Annotated in this window: 11 protein-coding genes; 7 read left to right on the top strand and 4 right to left on the bottom strand. The window is 64.7% G+C overall.

Translation table 11 applies throughout. The features are described 5' to 3' along the window. Nucleotides 1–3 precede the first annotated feature (3 nt). Entirely contained in the window at nt 4–1,377 is a 1,374-nt protein-coding gene (locus ACED67_RS20960) for an O-antigen ligase family protein (RefSeq protein WP_395543686.1), read from the bottom strand. A gap of 509 nt (nt 1,378–1,886) precedes the next feature. On the opposite strand from ACED67_RS20960, the gene ACED67_RS20955 reads away from it, so the two are divergent. After that, nucleotides 1,887–2,456, top strand: coding sequence for a VPLPA-CTERM sorting domain-containing protein (locus tag ACED67_RS20955; RefSeq protein WP_395543685.1), 570 nt, complete (start codon nt 1,887–1,889; stop codon nt 2,454–2,456). Between the two features lie 75 nt (nt 2,457–2,531). Here ACED67_RS20955 and ACED67_RS20950 read toward each other — a convergent pair whose 3' ends face one another. The 3 genes from ACED67_RS20950 to ACED67_RS20940 all read right to left on the bottom strand — a co-directional run bounded on the left by ACED67_RS20950 (nt 2,532) and on the right by ACED67_RS20940 (nt 5,818). After that, entirely contained in the window at nt 2,532–3,416 is an 885-nt protein-coding gene (locus ACED67_RS20950) for a glycosyltransferase family 2 protein (RefSeq protein WP_395543684.1), read from the bottom strand. Then, nucleotides 3,385–4,236 (bottom strand): CpsD/CapB family tyrosine-protein kinase, encoded by an 852-nt coding sequence (locus ACED67_RS20945; protein WP_395543683.1) that lies wholly within the window; start codon nt 4,234–4,236, stop codon nt 3,385–3,387. The genes ACED67_RS20950 and ACED67_RS20945 overlap by 32 nt, the downstream gene beginning before the upstream one ends. Before the next feature lie 67 nt (nt 4,237–4,303). Continuing rightward, a complete protein-coding gene (locus ACED67_RS20940) occupies nt 4,304–5,818 on the bottom strand; it encodes a GumC family protein (RefSeq protein WP_395543682.1) in 1,515 nt (504 codons plus the stop codon). A gap of 537 nt (nt 5,819–6,355) precedes the next feature. Here ACED67_RS20940 and ACED67_RS20935 point away from each other — a divergent pair. The 6 genes from ACED67_RS20935 to ACED67_RS20910 all read left to right on the top strand — a co-directional run bounded on the left by ACED67_RS20935 (nt 6,356) and on the right by ACED67_RS20910 (nt 14,828). Then, on the top strand, nt 6,356–8,803 hold the full coding sequence (locus tag ACED67_RS20935) for a tetratricopeptide repeat protein (RefSeq protein WP_395543681.1): 2,448 nt from the start codon (nt 6,356–6,358) through the stop codon (nt 8,801–8,803). 226 nt (nt 8,804–9,029) lie between these two features. Next, nucleotides 9,030–9,662, top strand: coding sequence for a polysaccharide biosynthesis/export family protein (locus ACED67_RS20930; protein WP_395543680.1), 633 nt, complete (start codon nt 9,030–9,032; stop codon nt 9,660–9,662). An 11-nt stretch (nt 9,663–9,673) separates the two neighbouring features. Beyond that, on the top strand, nt 9,674–11,104 hold the full coding sequence (locus ACED67_RS20925; protein WP_395543679.1) for a TonB-dependent receptor: 1,431 nt from the start codon (nt 9,674–9,676) through the stop codon (nt 11,102–11,104). A gap of 218 nt (nt 11,105–11,322) precedes the next feature. Further along, nucleotides 11,323–12,915, top strand: a complete 1,593-nt coding sequence (gene xrtD, locus ACED67_RS20920; RefSeq protein ID WP_395543678.1) for a VPLPA-CTERM-specific exosortase XrtD — start codon at nt 11,323–11,325, stop codon at nt 12,913–12,915. 98 nt (nt 12,916–13,013) lie between these two features. Then, on the top strand, nt 13,014–13,697 hold the full coding sequence (locus ACED67_RS20915; protein ID WP_395543677.1) for a rhomboid family intramembrane serine protease: 684 nt from the start codon (nt 13,014–13,016) through the stop codon (nt 13,695–13,697). Between the two features lie 246 nt (nt 13,698–13,943). Beyond that, nucleotides 13,944–14,828 (top strand): ExeA family protein, encoded by an 885-nt coding sequence (locus tag ACED67_RS20910; RefSeq protein ID WP_395543676.1) that lies wholly within the window; start codon nt 13,944–13,946, stop codon nt 14,826–14,828. The last annotated feature ends 198 nt before the right edge of the window (nt 14,829–15,026 follow it).

Raw genomic sequence — 15,026 nt, 5'->3', positions numbered from 1 at the left:
CGATCATTTATCACCGGATCTGGCATAGGGGTTGGGCCGCGCTGCGGGAGCTGGCGGCTTTCTGTTATGGGCGAAGCGGCTGTATCTTATCCCGCCGGGCGGTGCTTCTGCCGGGGCAGAGGCATCCTTCGCCTCGGGGACGCGGCAGCTTACCAAGGCAGAGCCGAGGCCGAGATAGAAGGCCATGAGCGGCTGGAGCTTGCCGAAGAAGGCGACGGTTGCGGCGCCGATGATGAGCGCGACCATCATCAGGCCCCAGCCAATGCGGATCTGATCATAGAGCTGCGGCATGTTCTGGCGCCGGACCATGTTGCGCCAGATGAAGAAGACGCAGAGCGCCAGCAGGATCAGTGAGGGGATACCCGAGCGCATCATCATCAGTAGCCAGTAATTGTCGATGCTGGGGGCCAGCCAGAAGGGGCGGGTCCAAGTCGAGGGTTCGAAGCCGAGTAAAGGGTGGCGCAAGACATCTTGGATTGCAAAATTCCATTGCATCCGCCGCACATAGGTGGTGCCGGGGTTGAGCGTGACCATCGCAAGAATCCCAGCGAAGCCCCGCCCTGTGGCGGCTTGAGCAATGGTCACCAGTGTGAAGGCAATACCTGTCACGATCAGCAGACGGTTCTGCACTGTGCGTGTCACACGCTCCACGAGGACAAGGAAGGCTTGCAAAAGCAGGATCAGGATGGGGGCCGAAGAGGCGGAGAGCCAGGTGGCCAGGGCGATGATTGGCGTCTTGAAAATCCGTTGCGACACGCTGCTTGTGAACCACATCAGGCTGAACAGAGACGAACAGAAGACGCCGTAAAGGATGGGATGTTCAAAGAAGGAGGTGGCCCGGGTGATGCCCATGCGGATTTCGGAATTGTATTTGTAGGTCGTCCCGGTGAGGGATGTCGCGAAGTCATGCACGTAGCGGATGCCGGTCATGGCCTCGGGAAAGGCTGCGATAGCTGAGACGATCACCATGATGAACAGGGTGCCGAAAACTGCCCGCATCTGTTCAAGATGCTGCAGGTAGATCCGCGCGGTCAGATAGACGATAAGAAACTCAAGCACATAGGTCCCTGAGCGCTCAATCGAATTCCCCAGGCCATAGACATGGGCAAAGGCGATGCAGGTCCAGGCCACATGGCCGATGAAAAACCAGTCATGGAGGCGAAGCTCCAATGTCCAGAGCTTTGGCAGGATTACGAAGGCCATGATCACGAGGAAAAACCGGGACCAAGTAAAGAAGAGCGGCCCGATGTTGAAGCCAAGCTCGATCGGCACCATGATCACGAGGATCAGGAGCAGGATGATGATGAGCGGGGTCTTGCTGTCCTGCGCCTGCGGGTAGCGCCGGGCGGCGGGAGAGGGAGAAGCGCTTTCTGACAAGGGCGGCCTTTCTACAGGGCTATCGGGATCCGCAGCCGTCCGGCCGGAAGCGGATGCAGCATACACCGAATGGGCCCGGGGGAAACCAGAGGCTGTGACCGCAGGCTGCGGCGAATCACGGATGCGCGAGGGCGGGAAGGTCTCGGCTGCGGGGCCCGGACACCCGGCCGGGTTTCATCGGCATTTCTGGCTGGGACAGGGTCCGGAAAACCTTACGTTTCCGCTGCTTAGGTTAAAATGCCCGAGATGGCGATATTGCGGCGATATTGGAAACGATCAGCCTAAAATACAACCCAAGATTGACTTATTCTTGCCGTCTGATTACCCAGAGTAATCCCCGTAAAAGCCTTAATTTTTCCTTAATTCACCAGCGCCAATCTTGTCTGAAATGCGCTCTGCGGCTATGCTGACGAAGCAGGTGAGCGTTTTTAGGTTGATATCGCTCATGAGTACCTCTTGTTCCGCCGGTCTCCCGGGGCCGGTTTTCTCATATCAAAGGATGAAAGCTCATGAAGAAAGCATTTTTGGGCCTCGCGCTCGCAACCGCCGCGTTTGTCGGCCAGGCGAACGCCGCCCCGGTTTATCCCGTCGATGTCGTTTCGGCCGATCAGAACGGCACCAATGTTGCCGCCGACCGTTCGAACCCCTACGTGCTTTTCGACGCCTATACCGATGGTGACCAGTTCTACTCGCTGGGCCTTGGCGGCAATCTGGTCCTCGACTTCGGCTCGTCGCTTTATGGCATGGGCACGATCATCGAAGTGACCTTCAAGCTGGCTTATTACCTGGAAACCGCGGACATCTTCGTCAGCAATGACACCAACTTCACGGATCCGAAGGTCGCATCGGTCGGCAACTTCGAGGCCCAAGAAACCGGCGGCGGCTATTCCTTCCTCGTCTCGACCCCCTTCCGCTATCTGAAGATCGTCGACACCAGCCCGGTCGTTGCTGGCCGCGATGGCTTTGACGTTGCGGAAATCAGCTTCTCGCCGGTTCCGGTTCCGGCCGCAGGCCTGATGCTGGCGGGTGGTCTGCTCGGCCTGGGCGCCCTGCGCCGCCGCGCCAAGAAAGCCGCCTGAGCCTGAGGCTTCGGTTCTTCTGAACAAAGGGCGGCCTTCGGGCCGCCCTTTTGCGTACTGACCGTCAGAACCGGATCAGATCTCGCGCCCCAAAGCCTGGCGCAGCATCCAGACCATGCGCTGCAACCGGAGGCGGGCCAGCACCGCAGCCCCGCGGAACCTTTCTCCAGCGCCGGACAGGCGCGGCGAGACCAGGAGTTTCGGCAGATGCGCCAGGATGCTGAGCGGCATGGCCAAGGCCTTCAGCGCCCAGGCAGGCCGTGACCGGGCCCCATTCAGCTCATAGGCTTCGTGTGTCATGCGCAGCCATTTCTTGCGCAGGGCCGGCCAGTCGGATCGCGACGGGTGGCCGACGCGCAGATCCGGGGCGGTGCGCAGGCGGAAGCCTCTGGCCGTGGCGCGCTGGCACCAGTCCAGATCCTCGGAGACACCGTTGATGAAGGGGCCGGTCGCAGCAAAGACATCGCGGCGCGTCACCAGATTGGCGGTGACAGTGAAGCCCTTCTTCTCGACATAGCCTTGCCAGTCGAAGGCGAAGACCGCCTCGAAAGCCTCGGCCCCCGAACGTGGGGCAGGGGTCTCGTCGAAGACATCGATCCGCCCGCCGAAGAGATCGCCATCGCTCCGGGCCGCGGTGGCGCGGGCCATGGCCAGCCAGTCCGCCGCGGGCAGGCAATCGCTGTCGAGAAAGACCAGGGTCGGGGCGGTGGTCTCGGCCACGCCGCGGTTGCGGGCAAGCGCCGCCCCCTTGGCGGGTTCGGTCACGATATGGACGCCGGGCAGGGCGGCGCGGGCGGGATCAAGGCTCTCGGTCGAGCCATTGTCGACCACGACCAGTTCGGTGCCGGGTGTCAGCTGGGCGCGCAGCGCCGCCAGACAGCGCGCCAGACGCGCGACATCATTGTAATGCGGAATGATGACGGCCAGATCAGGCGGTATAGCCGTAGCTGTCATAGCCATAGTCCCCGTCCATGATCCGGCACTTGTTCAGGACGATGCCCATGACATTGGTCAGTTCGGCCACCTGCCGCTCGGCGATATCGATCTGGCTCATCGGGGTTTCCTCGGCCGCCACGATGATCAGCGCGGCATCGACCTGGCGCAGGAAGCCGATACTGTCATCGGTGGCGCGCAGCGGCGGCACATCGAAAAGCATGAGATCGGGGCGATAGGTCTCGGCGATGGCGGCCAGCGCATCGCGGGCGAGGTTGCTTTGCAGCAGCTCGGCGGATTTGTCGACCGGGCCGCTGTTCAGCCCGATGGCGACATTGTTGCCATGGCGCATCGCATGATCGCCAAAGGCGACGCGGCCTTCCAGCACATCGCCCATCGTATGCTGCGGCTTCTGGCCCAGGACCTTGGCCAGGGCGGCGCGGCGCATGTCGAAATCGATGATCATGGTGCGCAGCTCGGCCTGACGGCCGAAGCTGAAGGCGAGATTGGCGCAGGTCAGCGTCTTGCCGCAGCCGCTATGCGGCGAGATCACCGCGATCTTCTTCCAGCCGTTGATCTGTGCCTGCTGGCTGATCCTGGTGCGCAAGATGTCGAAGGCCGCCGCCGCCGTTCCGCCGGGGCGCAGGGTGACGATCTGCGGGTTGCTGCGCGACAGCGCCCCGGCATCCAGCTGGCGCAGGGCCTGCCAGCGGGTCGCCAGATCATCGGCGGGCGGAACGGCGGCCCGTGCCGCCGGGGCCGGAGCCTGTGCCGCAGTCGCCGCGGGGGCGGGCGGCACGCTCCGCTGTCCGCGGGCCTTCTCGATCGCTGATTGAAGCCGTTCCATCATTGCCTCCCGGCCGGTCGGGCCGTCTTCTGTGCCGATATCCCGCGATGGGCCTGCAGGGCCGGGATCACCAGTCGATCCCCAGCTTCTTGCCCACCCTCTGGGCCAGGATGTCGAGCGGCATGTAATAGCTGTGCAGCGCCCAGACCAGAAGCGGCACGCCGATCACGATCGCCAGAAGGACGAGGATGCGCATCCGGCGCTGGCGCGAGACTTCGCGATGCGACTGGATATAGGGCAGGGTGGCCAGGGGCGTGATGCCAAGCTTGCGCACGATCGCCTCGGGGCGGCGGGGCGCGCTGTTCAGCTTCTCGATCAGCACGATCAGGCCAAGCCCGGCCAGAATGCCGAAGAGCGTGCCGCCCCCGGCCATCAGCACCCGGTTGGGCCGGGTGGGAGAGTTGGGGACGGTGGGCTGTTCCAGGATGGTCAGGCGCTGGCCGCGCTGAAGGATCTCGATCCGCTCGCCGGTGCTGGCCTTGGACAGCGCCGCCACGGCATTGTTGTACTGCGCCTGGACATTGGCATAGTCGCGCTCCATGGCGTTCAGCTGGCCTTCATTGGCGGCGCTGCGGCGGATCGCGTCATTGATCTTGTCAAGCTCGGTCTGGGTCTGGGCATTCTGTTCCTGCAAGGCCTGGATGCGGGCATCGATCTGCGCCAGCGCCAGATCCAGCGGTGAGACGGTACCGGCCTGGCCGCCCACCTGTTTCGCCACGACCTCCTCGAGCTTCTTGATCTGGCCCTCGAGCACCTTGATGCGCGGATTGCCCGGCGCATAGACCGTCAGCGCCTGGTCAAGCTCCTGGCGCAGGGTGGCGAGCTGTTTCTGTTCGGGCGTCTGCTGGGCATCGGCGAGGCCATCGATCTGGCCGGTGGCCTTGTAGATCTCGACCGTGCGGTCGCGCTGGGTCTTCAGCGTCGCGATCTCGCGCTCGGCCTGGGAGAGACGTTCCTGCAGGATGGCCTGCTGGTTCAGCCGATAGGCCTGGCCATCGGGCAGGGCATCGGCATTGGCGGTCTTGAACTCCACCAGCTTGGTCGAGAGCGCGCTCATCTCGGCCGAAAGCCGGTCGACCTCCTGCTGGAAGAAGTCGAGCGTCTGGCCGGCGCGGCCGGTGCGGTTCTCCGCATCGGCGCGCTGGATCAGGGTCATGTATTCATTCATCACCGCCCCGGCCGTCTTGCCGAAGCGGGCCTCGAAACTGACCGTCATGATCGAGGCGCCATCCTTGGTGATGCTGATCCCGACCTTGGTCTTCTCGTTCATCTGGGCGACGATCTCGTCCGGGGTCATCCGGCCGATGTTGTCGAACACGTCGAGCCGTCGCGCGATGTCGAGAAGATTGGACCGGCTGCGCAGCATCTGCTCGAAAAGCTGCAGCTGCTCGCGGTCGGGGGTCTTGACGGTGGGGGGGGCAAGTTCACTGGGGATCTGCGAGGATTCCAGGAGGAAACGCGCCTGCGAGACATAGGTCGGCGGCAGCGACAGCGCCACGCCGAAGGAGATGACCGAGATCACCATCGCCACCAGAAGGAAAAGCGGCAGGCGGCGCAGGAAGAGGGTCAGGTAATATTTCATCTCAGGCAATATACTCCACGGGGGGAACTGGCGCGATGTCGTCGTTCCATGTCAGACCCGTTTCAGGCTCCACTCGTTGTTCCCGGCCCCGCATGCGAGGCGCGCTGTCCAGATCGGGCCGCAGGCCCCGGCAAGATGTTCTGGCAGATTTATCCTTGCAGGTCGTGAAAATGTAAGGCGCAATTATGGCGTTCACCGGTCGCCCGCCTCCGGCTGTCCGGCCGGGGCGGAAAGCCCGGCGCCTCCATACGCGCAGATCTGCATCGCGGCATGATTGTGCATTCGCAGCATCTTGTCCACCGGCCTCGCACGCCCGGGGATCATACAACAGGCGGGGTCCTGTCCCCTGTCGCAATCTTGTGAAGAGCAGAGCCGCGCCCGATGCGGCAGATTGCCTTGGTGGCACGACAGCTTCGCCATGGTTTTGTCGATTTTGACCGACAGGGTCCGCTTCGTCATGCGCAGGGCAGATCGCTGTGATACTGTCGGCAAAAATCTGCGCCCGCGTCGCGGGCGATGAATATTGGATGGTAGATTATGATCAGACGTCTTGTTCTCGCCGCGGTCTCGGCCCTTGTCATCAGCGGATTGGCGGCCTGCCAGTCTTCCGAGGAAAAGGCCGAAGAGCATTACAAGGCGGGGATGGAGCTTCTGGAAAAGGGCGATACCGACCGCGCCCTGGTCGAGTTCCGCAATGTCTTCCAGCTGAACGGCCAGCATCGCGAAGCGCGCCAGACCTATGCCCGCATCATGCGCGAGCGGGGCGATCTGCGCGAGGCCTATGGCCAGTATCTGCGCCTGGTCGAGCAATATCCTGACGATCTCGAGGGCAATCTGGCCCTGGCCGAGATGGCGATGCGCAATGGCGGCTGGGATGATGCCACCACCTATGCCCGCCGCGCGGCCGAGACCGATCCGGCCAATCCCGAGGCCAAGACCCTGGTGATGATCGTCGATTACCGCAGCGCCCTGACCGCCAAGGACGATGCGAAGATGGCCAAGATCATCGATGAGGCGCGGGCCCTTCTGAAAGCGACGCCCGGGCTGCCGCTGCTGCGCAAGTTCCTGATGGACGAGGCGATGCGCCAGCAGGATTACAAGGCCGCGCTGGCCCTGGTCGATGAGGGGATCGCCCTCAACCCGGAATATGACGATTTCTATCCCGTGCGCCTGGCCGTGCTCTACGAGCTGGGCCAGACCGCCGAGATCACCAAGCAGCTCAAGGCCATGGTCGCCCGCAAGCCCGAGGATCAGACCACGCGCAACATGCTGATCGGCTGGTATGTCGTGCAGAATGACACCGCTTCGGCCGAAGCCGAACTGCGGGCGCAGATCGACCCCGCCAAGGAGGATTTCGAGGCCGAGGGCCGACTGATCCAGTTCCTCATGGAGGTCAAGGGGGCCGCGGCCGCCCGGGCCGAGATCTCCGCGCTCCTCGAGGCGCGGCCGGATTCGGCCCATGCCGCCCTTTACCGTTCGATGCTCGCGGGCTTCGACTTCGAGGATGGCAAGCGCGACGCCGCCATTGCCGAGATGGAAAAGGTCATCGCCGACCATCCCGAGGCGCCCGAGCTGAACAAGATCAAGGTCGCGCTGGCCCGGATGATGTCAACGGTCGGCAATGAGGTGGGCGCGCGCGCCACGATCGAGCAGATCCTGACCGACGAGCCCACCAATGCCGAGGCGTTGAAGATCAAGGCGCAATGGCTGATCGAGGATGATAAGACCGGCGATGCGCTGATCGCGCTGCGCAGCGCGATGGAGCAGAGCCCGAACGATCCCGAGATCCTGACCCTGATGGCCCGCGTGCATGAGCGCGAGGGCAATACCGATCTCATGGCCGAGATGCTGTCGCAGGCGGTCATCGTCTCGGGCCAGGCCCCGGGCGAATCCCTGCGCTATGCCGCCCTCTTGCAAAGCCAGGGCAAGCTCTTGCCGGCCGAGGATGTGCTCGTCAACGCGCTGCGCCGCCAGCCCGACAATCCCCAGCTTCTGGGCGCGCTTGGCGGGCTTTACCTCCAGATGAAGGACTGGGCGCGGGCCGATCACGTCGTGCGCACGCTGAATGACGGCAAGACCGACGCGGCCCGGCAGATGGGCCGCGAGCTTCAGGCGCGTCTTCTTTCCGCCAGCGGAAAGGAGGAGGAGCTGTCGCAATTCCTCCAGCAGCTCAGCACCGAGACCGAGGGGCTTGGCGCCGAGATCCTTCTGGTGCGCGACATGCTGAACCAGGGCAAGCAGGACGAGGCGCTGGCCCAGGCTGCGGCGCTGGACACGAAATATCCCGAGGATCCGCAGGCCGGTCTTTTCCACGCGCTCTTGCTGGAAACCGTGGGCAAGCACCCCGAGGCCCTGGCGCGGCTCGAGGCGCTGACCGCCAAGACCCCGGCTTTCGAACAGGCCTGGCTGGCGCTGATCAGCATGCAGACCCAGTCCGGGGATTCGGCGGCGGCGGCCGCGACGCTGGACAAGGCGCTGGCCGCCTTGCCCAAGAGCATGATGCTGCGCTGGTCCCAGGCCGGCGTTCTGGAGAAATCCGGCGATGTCGACGGCGCGATCGCGGTCTATGAGGCGCTTTACGCCGAGAACAGCAACATGACGGTGATCGCCAACAACCTGGCGAGCCTCTTGGCCAACAGCAAGAGCGATGCCGAGAGCCTGGAACGCGCCCATGTGATCGCTCGTCGCCTGCGCGACAGCACCGAACCCGCCTTCCAGGACACCTATGGCTGGATCGCCTTCCGCCGCGGCAATCTCGACGAGGCGCTGCCCCATCTGGAAGCCGCCGCCAAGGGCCTGCCCAAGGACCCGACGGTGCAATATCACCTGGCCATGACCTATGGCGCGCTGGACCGGCGCGATGAGGCGCTGGCGCTTCTGCGCGGGATCGAGGCCCAGGTTCCGGCCCCGCCGCAGGTGCTGGTCGATCAGGTCAAGGCCGAGATCGCCCGGATCGAGGCCCTGCCCCCGCAGGGCAACAACTGATCCGCGGCGGGGGTGCGACGCGGATTTCCGCCCATGGGGCCGGACAAGCGACCCGATTCCGCGCGCAGGGCGCTGCGCGCGGGGAAAACGAGCGAAAAACAGGGGTTCGACCGGGCGGAAAGCGCGACAGAAACGCCGCAGTCGCCGCTTGGCGATCCAGACGGGCTTGCAGCGCCGGGGTAATTTTTCGATGCTGTGCCGGAATCCTTTGCATGGACAGGACCCCATGGCGAAATTTTTGTCAGCCGTCGCCGCCAGCCTCTTCGCCGCCCTGGCGCTGCTGTCGAGCCCGGTGCTCGCCCAGGATGCGGGCTATGCGCTGCGCGCGGGCGACGTGATCAAGATCGAAGTGCTCGAAGATCCGAGCCTGAGCCGGTCGACCCTCGTTCTGCCGAATGGCTCGATCAACTTCCCCGAAGCGGGAACGCTCAAGGCCGGCGGGCGGACGCCCGACCAGCTGGCCGCAGCCCTGGCATCGGCGCTTGCCCCGAGCTTCGCCTCGCCGCCGACCGTCTATGTCTCGGTCGACCGCGTCGCCGAGCCCAAGGTCAGCAGCGGCGGCGTTGCCGCCGCCCCGGCGGGCATGGATGTCTATGTCATGGGCGAGGTCGCCGCGCCCGGGCTGAAGACGGTCAAGCCTGACACCAACCTGCTGCAGTTCCTGGCCCAGGCCGGCGCCCTGTCGAAATTCGCGGCCACCAAGCGGATCGAACTGCATCGCAAGGACGGTTCGGGCGGGGAGACGGTCTATCTCTTCGACCTCAACTCTGTCGGCGGAGGCCCCGGCCGGATCAGCGGCATGACCCAGCTGGGCGCTGGCGATGTCGTCGTGGTGCCCCAGCGCAAGCTCTTCGAATAAGGGCCGCCGCGATGAGCCCTGCGCCCGTCCCGCGCGCCCCGTCCCGGCGGCGGACTGCCCTCAGCCTGACAGGGGCGGGGGTCTGTGGCATTGCGCTGCTGGCCGCAGGCATGGCCGGGGCGCAGGATGCGCCGAACCCGGCACTGACCTTCAGCTTCGGCTCGACCTTCACCGCCAATGACAATCTGGATCTCGACCCGGTCTCGGCCGGAACCAGCAGCTGGATCGACAACCGGTTTGGCCTGTCCTATGCCACCGAGACCGCCACCAGCGCGCTGGCCTTCGATGCCAGCGGCGTCTGGCGCCTGTCGGATATTCCGGGCGCGGGCGGCGGCAGCGATTTCGACGACCAGACCGCCGCCCTGTCCTATAGCCGCGAGGGCGCCAACAGCCGCCTGACGCTGAACGGCCGCATCAACCGCTCGGACATCGCCTTTTTCGATCCGCTGCGCCTGGTCGATGACCCGAGCACCCCGATCGACGAGGGCGACCTGACCGCCGGCGATGACGGCAGCCGGAGGACCACCAGCGCATCCCTGCGCTTCGAGACCGGGATCGCCGGGCCGCTGGGCTTTGACATTGCCGCCAGCCATTACGGCCGCGACTATCAGGACACGACCGATCCCGATTACTACGACACCACCCGCGACACGCTTTCGCTGGGCGCGACGCTGCGCCCCAATGAGCGGCTGTCGCTGCGGCTGAGCCTGTCGCAGACCGATTACAGCGCCAAGGATGCCCCGCAGACCGAACGCAGCACAAGGCGCGCCTCGGTCGGGGGCAGCTATGCGCTGGATCCGGCGACCTCGCTGTCCTTCTCGGTCGGCAAGACCTGGATCGACAGCGAAGAAGGCCTTGGCCTTGGCCGGGTCAGCAGTTCGGAGGACGGGCTGAATGCCAGCCTGGGCCTGAGCCGCGCCCTGGCCAATGGCTCGATCGGGCTGTCGCTCAGCCATGACATCACCGTCGATGGCGAGGCCTGGACCGATCTGCTGCTCAGCCGCGACATGGAGCTGCCCAATGGCGCGCTTTCGGTCTCGCTGGGCCCGAGCTTCCGCGAGGGCGAGACCGGCGTCGTGGGCACGCTGGCCTTTGACCGCGAATTGCCGCGGGGCGCCTTCAGCCTGTCGGCCAGCCGCAAGATCAGCTCGAGCGACGATTCCACGCGCGACACGATGCGTCTGGGCCTGGGCCTGTCCCATGCGCTGACCCCGCTCAGCAACCTCAGCCTCGACATCGACTATCTCGACACGGACAGCGACAGGGCCGGTGCCGACCGCAGCCGCAGCCGGCTGAGCCTGACCTACAGCCATGACCTGGGCCAGGACTGGCAGCTGCGCGGCGGCTATGCCCTGACCGAGAGCGATCGCGAGGGCGAAGCCACGGCCCGGTCGAATTCCGTGTTCCTGACGCTGCAGAAAGCGATCACCTTCTCGCCCTGAGCGCAGGCCGGGCCCTTGGCCCCGCAAGCGACATGAGTTTGCCACCATTCCTGCTCACAAGCCGGTGAAAGCGCAGCCCTGCACGGTGCGTCGGCTGGATTCGCCGTCGCCTTTTCTGCGGCTGCAAGCTAGGCTTGGCTGGGTTTGCCCCAGGGCGGAACGGTGATTTTCAGGGACGCCACGGTCCCAGGGTTTGTGGTGAAAGGGACAGAAGGGCAATGTCGGCAACCAACGGACTGGACCTCTCCCTGGAGCGCAGCTTCAACGCGCCGGGACTATTCTGGTTCGCGGCCCTGGTGGCGGGATCGCTGCCGCTGTTCTGGATCGGCCTCGTCTCGCTGGCCGAGGCCTGGTCGACACCGGAATACAGCCATGGCCCGCTGATCCCCTTCATCTCGCTCTATCTCTTCCTGCGCGAACTGCGCCATGCGCCGCCCGCGCGCGAAGAGCCGCATGACCGCCGCGGCGGCGTTGTGGTGATCGCCGTCGCGCTGGTTGTGGCGCTTCTGGGCAATATGGCGCGGGTGCCCGATATCGTCACCTATGCCATGATCCTGTGGATCGGCGGCGTCGTCCTGACCGTCTTCGGCTGGAAGCGCGGCATCCGCCACCAGCTGCCGGTGATCCACCTGGTCTTCATGCTGCCCCTGCCCCAGGTCGTCTACTGGAAGATGAACATCTTCCTGCAGGAGATTTCCTCGATCATCGGCGTCTGGTTCGTGCGCCTGGCCGGGGTGCCGGTCTTCCTGGAAGGCAATATCATCGACCTGGGCGTCTACAAGCTGCAGGTGGCCGAGGCCTGTTCGGGCCTGCGCTACCTCTTCCCGATCCTGTCCTTCACCTATCTGACGGCGATCCTCTATCGCGGCCCCTTCTGGCACAAGGCGGTGCTGATGCTCTCGGCCGTGCCGCTGACCGTGCTGATGAACTCGTTCCGCATCGGGGTGATCGGCATCCTGGTCAATTCCTACGGCACCGAACAGGCCGAGGGTTTCCTGCATGTCTTCGAGGGCTGGGTGATCTTCCTGATGTGCATCGGCATCCTCGCGCTGATGGCGGTCGTGCTGCAACGGCTGCAACCCAATCCGCTGTCGCTGGTCGAGGCGATCGATCTTGATACCCGCGGCCTGGGCGGAATCTTCGGGCGGATCCTCACGATTTCGCCCTCGCGGGCGCTGGCGGTGGCGGTGGCGCTGACCGTGGCCTTCTCGGGCTTCGTCACCTGGCGCGGCGTGGGCGAGGCTGTTCCGATCGCCCGCGAAAGCTTCAATGTCTTTCCGCGCAAGGTCGGTCTCTGGGAGGGCTCGGGCTCGGCGCTGGAACCCGATATCGAACGGGTCCTCGCCGCCACGGATTATGCCAATGTCGCCTTCAAGGCCCCGGATGAGCGCGACTTCGTGCATTTCTTCTCGGCCTTCTATTCCAACCAGACCAATGGCGATGGCATCCATTCGCCCGAGGTCTGCCTGCCGGTCGGCGGCTGGGAGATCTTCTCCTTGGAGCAGAAGCGCATCGACATGCCCGACACGCCCTATGGCAGTTTCGAGGTGAACCGCGCGGTGATCCAGAAGGGCATGACCAAGCAGCTGGTCTATTACTGGTTCGAGCAGCGCGGCAAGCGGATGACCAATGATTACATGGCCAAGGCCAGCGTGATCTGGGATGGCATCGCCATCGGCCGCACCGATGGCGCGCTGGTGCGCTTCACCACGCCGATCAACACCAACGAGACCGAGGCCGAGGCCGAGGCGCGCCTGCAGCGGCTGATGCGCGACCTTCTGCCGGTGCTGCCGCGCTATGTGCCGCTGTGATCCGCAACCCGGCGTGACCCGCGGCTGAGGGTCCACTGTTGCACAGCGGGGTCCCTGTCGCGATATCTTCGGACCCGGCAGGGGCAAGGGGGGACGGCGTGGGCGAGGCGACAGAAGACGATCCACGGCGGAGCGCAGAGAAAGACCTGCCCGAGGATGCCATGGCGCGTCCCCTGTGGTGCGACCCGGTGGTGATCGGCATCTTCCTGCTCTGCCTTCTGCCGGAACTGCTGCTCTCGGGCGCCGATTGGGGGCTCTGGGGCACGCCGCGCTGGCGCAACCTCGCGCTTCAGAATGCCGGCTTCTGGTCGGGCCTCTTGCACAACTGGCGCCCGAACTATGCGCTGCAACCCTGGACCATGTTCCTGACCTACGGCTTCCTGCATGCGGGGGCGGTGCATTTCGCGGTGAACATGATGACGCTCTTCTCGCTGGGCCCGCCCCTGGGCGAGCGCTTCGGCCCGGCACGGCTGATCCTGCTCTATGCCGTCTCGACCGTGGGCGGCGCGGCGGGTTTCGCGCTTCTGTCCTCGCAGCCCCTGCCCATGGTCGGCGCCTCCGGGGCGCTGTTCGGGCTGGCGGGGGCGCATGTCGGATTGAACTGGCGCATCCGCCGCGCCAGCGCGGAAAGCCTGACCCCGGTCTGGCGCGCGCTGCTTGGGCTGGTGGCGCTCAATCTTGTGCTATGGTGGGCGATGAACGGCCAGCTGGCCTGGGAAACCCATCTCGGCGGCTTCGTCGCGGGCTGGATCCTGGCCCTGCGGCTGAAGGAGGTTGACTGAGCCCCTGCCCTGCCCCGGGCCAGGCCTTCGCAACATTGCGTGAAAATGCCATTATCTCGTCACGCTTGCGGCGGAACTGATGCAGAGAATGGAGCCGGATCCGTCTTCTCTGCCGCGTGACTTGCCCTTGCCCGCGTCATGGCCGAAGCTGGCCCCGCCGCGCCCGCCTGCCGGGCAAAGCCGTTGCGATCCGCGGCGGAAGATCGGATGAAGGAGGGCCGCCGCCCTCGGAAACAGGGATGTACTTTGTCGATCATCGGTCTTTACGCCACGGTATTCAATCTGCGCGAGCGGCCCTTCACGCTGCTGCCCGATCCCGATTTCCTGTATTGGACCAAGCCGCATCGCCGCGCCTATACGGTGCTGGAATACGGCATCCTGTCGCGCGCGCCGATCACCGTCATCACCGGCGAAGTGGGGGTGGGCAAGACCACGCTCCTGCAGCATCTCCTGAAATCCATGGAAGACACGGCCACGATCGGCCTGATCTCCAATGCGCAGGGCGGCCGGGGCGAATTGCTTCGCTGGGCGCTGAACGCCTTTGGCGTCGCGCATGACCGCACGCTCGACTATGTCGGGCTGTTCCAGGAGCTGCAGAATTTCCTCCTGGCCGAATATGCCGCCGGCCGCCATGCCGTCATCGTCATCGACGAGGCGCAGAACCTGTCCTTCGAGGCGCTGGAAGAGCTGCGCATGCTGACCAACATCAACTCGAACAAGGACGAGCTCTTGCAGCTCATCCTGATCGGCCAGCCCGAGCTGCGCGAGATGGTGGAAAAGCCCGAGCTGCGCCAGTTCGCCCAGCGGGTGACGGCGAGCTTCCATCTGACCGGCATGGATGAGGAAGGCACCGGCGCCTATATCGCCCACCGGATGCGCCATGCCGGCGGCACCGGCCAGGAGTTCACCGCCCGCGCCGTCACGGCGATCCATGAAATGTCCCAGGGCATCCCGCGGATGATCAACAAGATCGGCGAATTGTGCCTGATTTATGCCGCAACCGAATCACGGCCCGTGGTCACGAATGAGACGGTGCGCGAAGTCCTGGCCGACAATCTCTTCATCCAGACCCGCGAGGACCGGGAAAATCCGGCCGGATCCCCACCCAAGATTCGCTCCATCACCGGCTGACAGGCTGCGATCCGGCTCGGTTGCCGCCAGATTGTCGGCCGTTCTGGAAACAATACCCGCCCCGCGCCATCACTGTGCCCGCGCAGAATACCCCCGAAGCGCCCAAGCCCCCTGCAGGGGGAATTTTCCCGAAAGCTGACCCGCGACGCCGCGGCGGCGACAATCAGGATGATTCTCGTAAACCTTTGATGAAAAATG

The organism is Neotabrizicola paludis, from assembly GCF_044142105.1.
Classification (GTDB): domain Bacteria; phylum Pseudomonadota; class Alphaproteobacteria; order Rhodobacterales; family Rhodobacteraceae; genus Pseudogemmobacter.
Note: the sequence above shows the minus strand (reverse complement) of the source record. Positions and strands in the feature narration are given on the sequence as shown.

Coding starts and splice junctions, on each gene's coding strand:
- ACED67_RS20955 (WP_395543685.1), top strand. CDS start 1,887: ATGAAGAAAGCATTTTTGGGCCTCGCGCTCGCAACCGCCGCGTTTGTC.
- ACED67_RS20950 (WP_395543684.1), bottom strand. CDS start 3,416: ATGGCTATGACAGCTACGGCTATACCGCCTGATCTGGCCGTCATCATT.
- ACED67_RS20945 (WP_395543683.1), bottom strand. CDS start 4,236: ATGGAACGGCTTCAATCAGCGATCGAGAAGGCCCGCGGACAGCGGAGC.
- ACED67_RS20940 (WP_395543682.1), bottom strand. CDS start 5,818: ATGAAATATTACCTGACCCTCTTCCTGCGCCGCCTGCCGCTTTTCCTT.
- ACED67_RS20935 (WP_395543681.1), top strand. CDS start 6,356: ATGATCAGACGTCTTGTTCTCGCCGCGGTCTCGGCCCTTGTCATCAGC.
- ACED67_RS20930 (WP_395543680.1), top strand. CDS start 9,030: ATGGCGAAATTTTTGTCAGCCGTCGCCGCCAGCCTCTTCGCCGCCCTG.
- ACED67_RS20925 (WP_395543679.1), top strand. CDS start 9,674: ATGAGCCCTGCGCCCGTCCCGCGCGCCCCGTCCCGGCGGCGGACTGCC.
- xrtD (WP_395543678.1), top strand. CDS start 11,323: ATGTCGGCAACCAACGGACTGGACCTCTCCCTGGAGCGCAGCTTCAAC.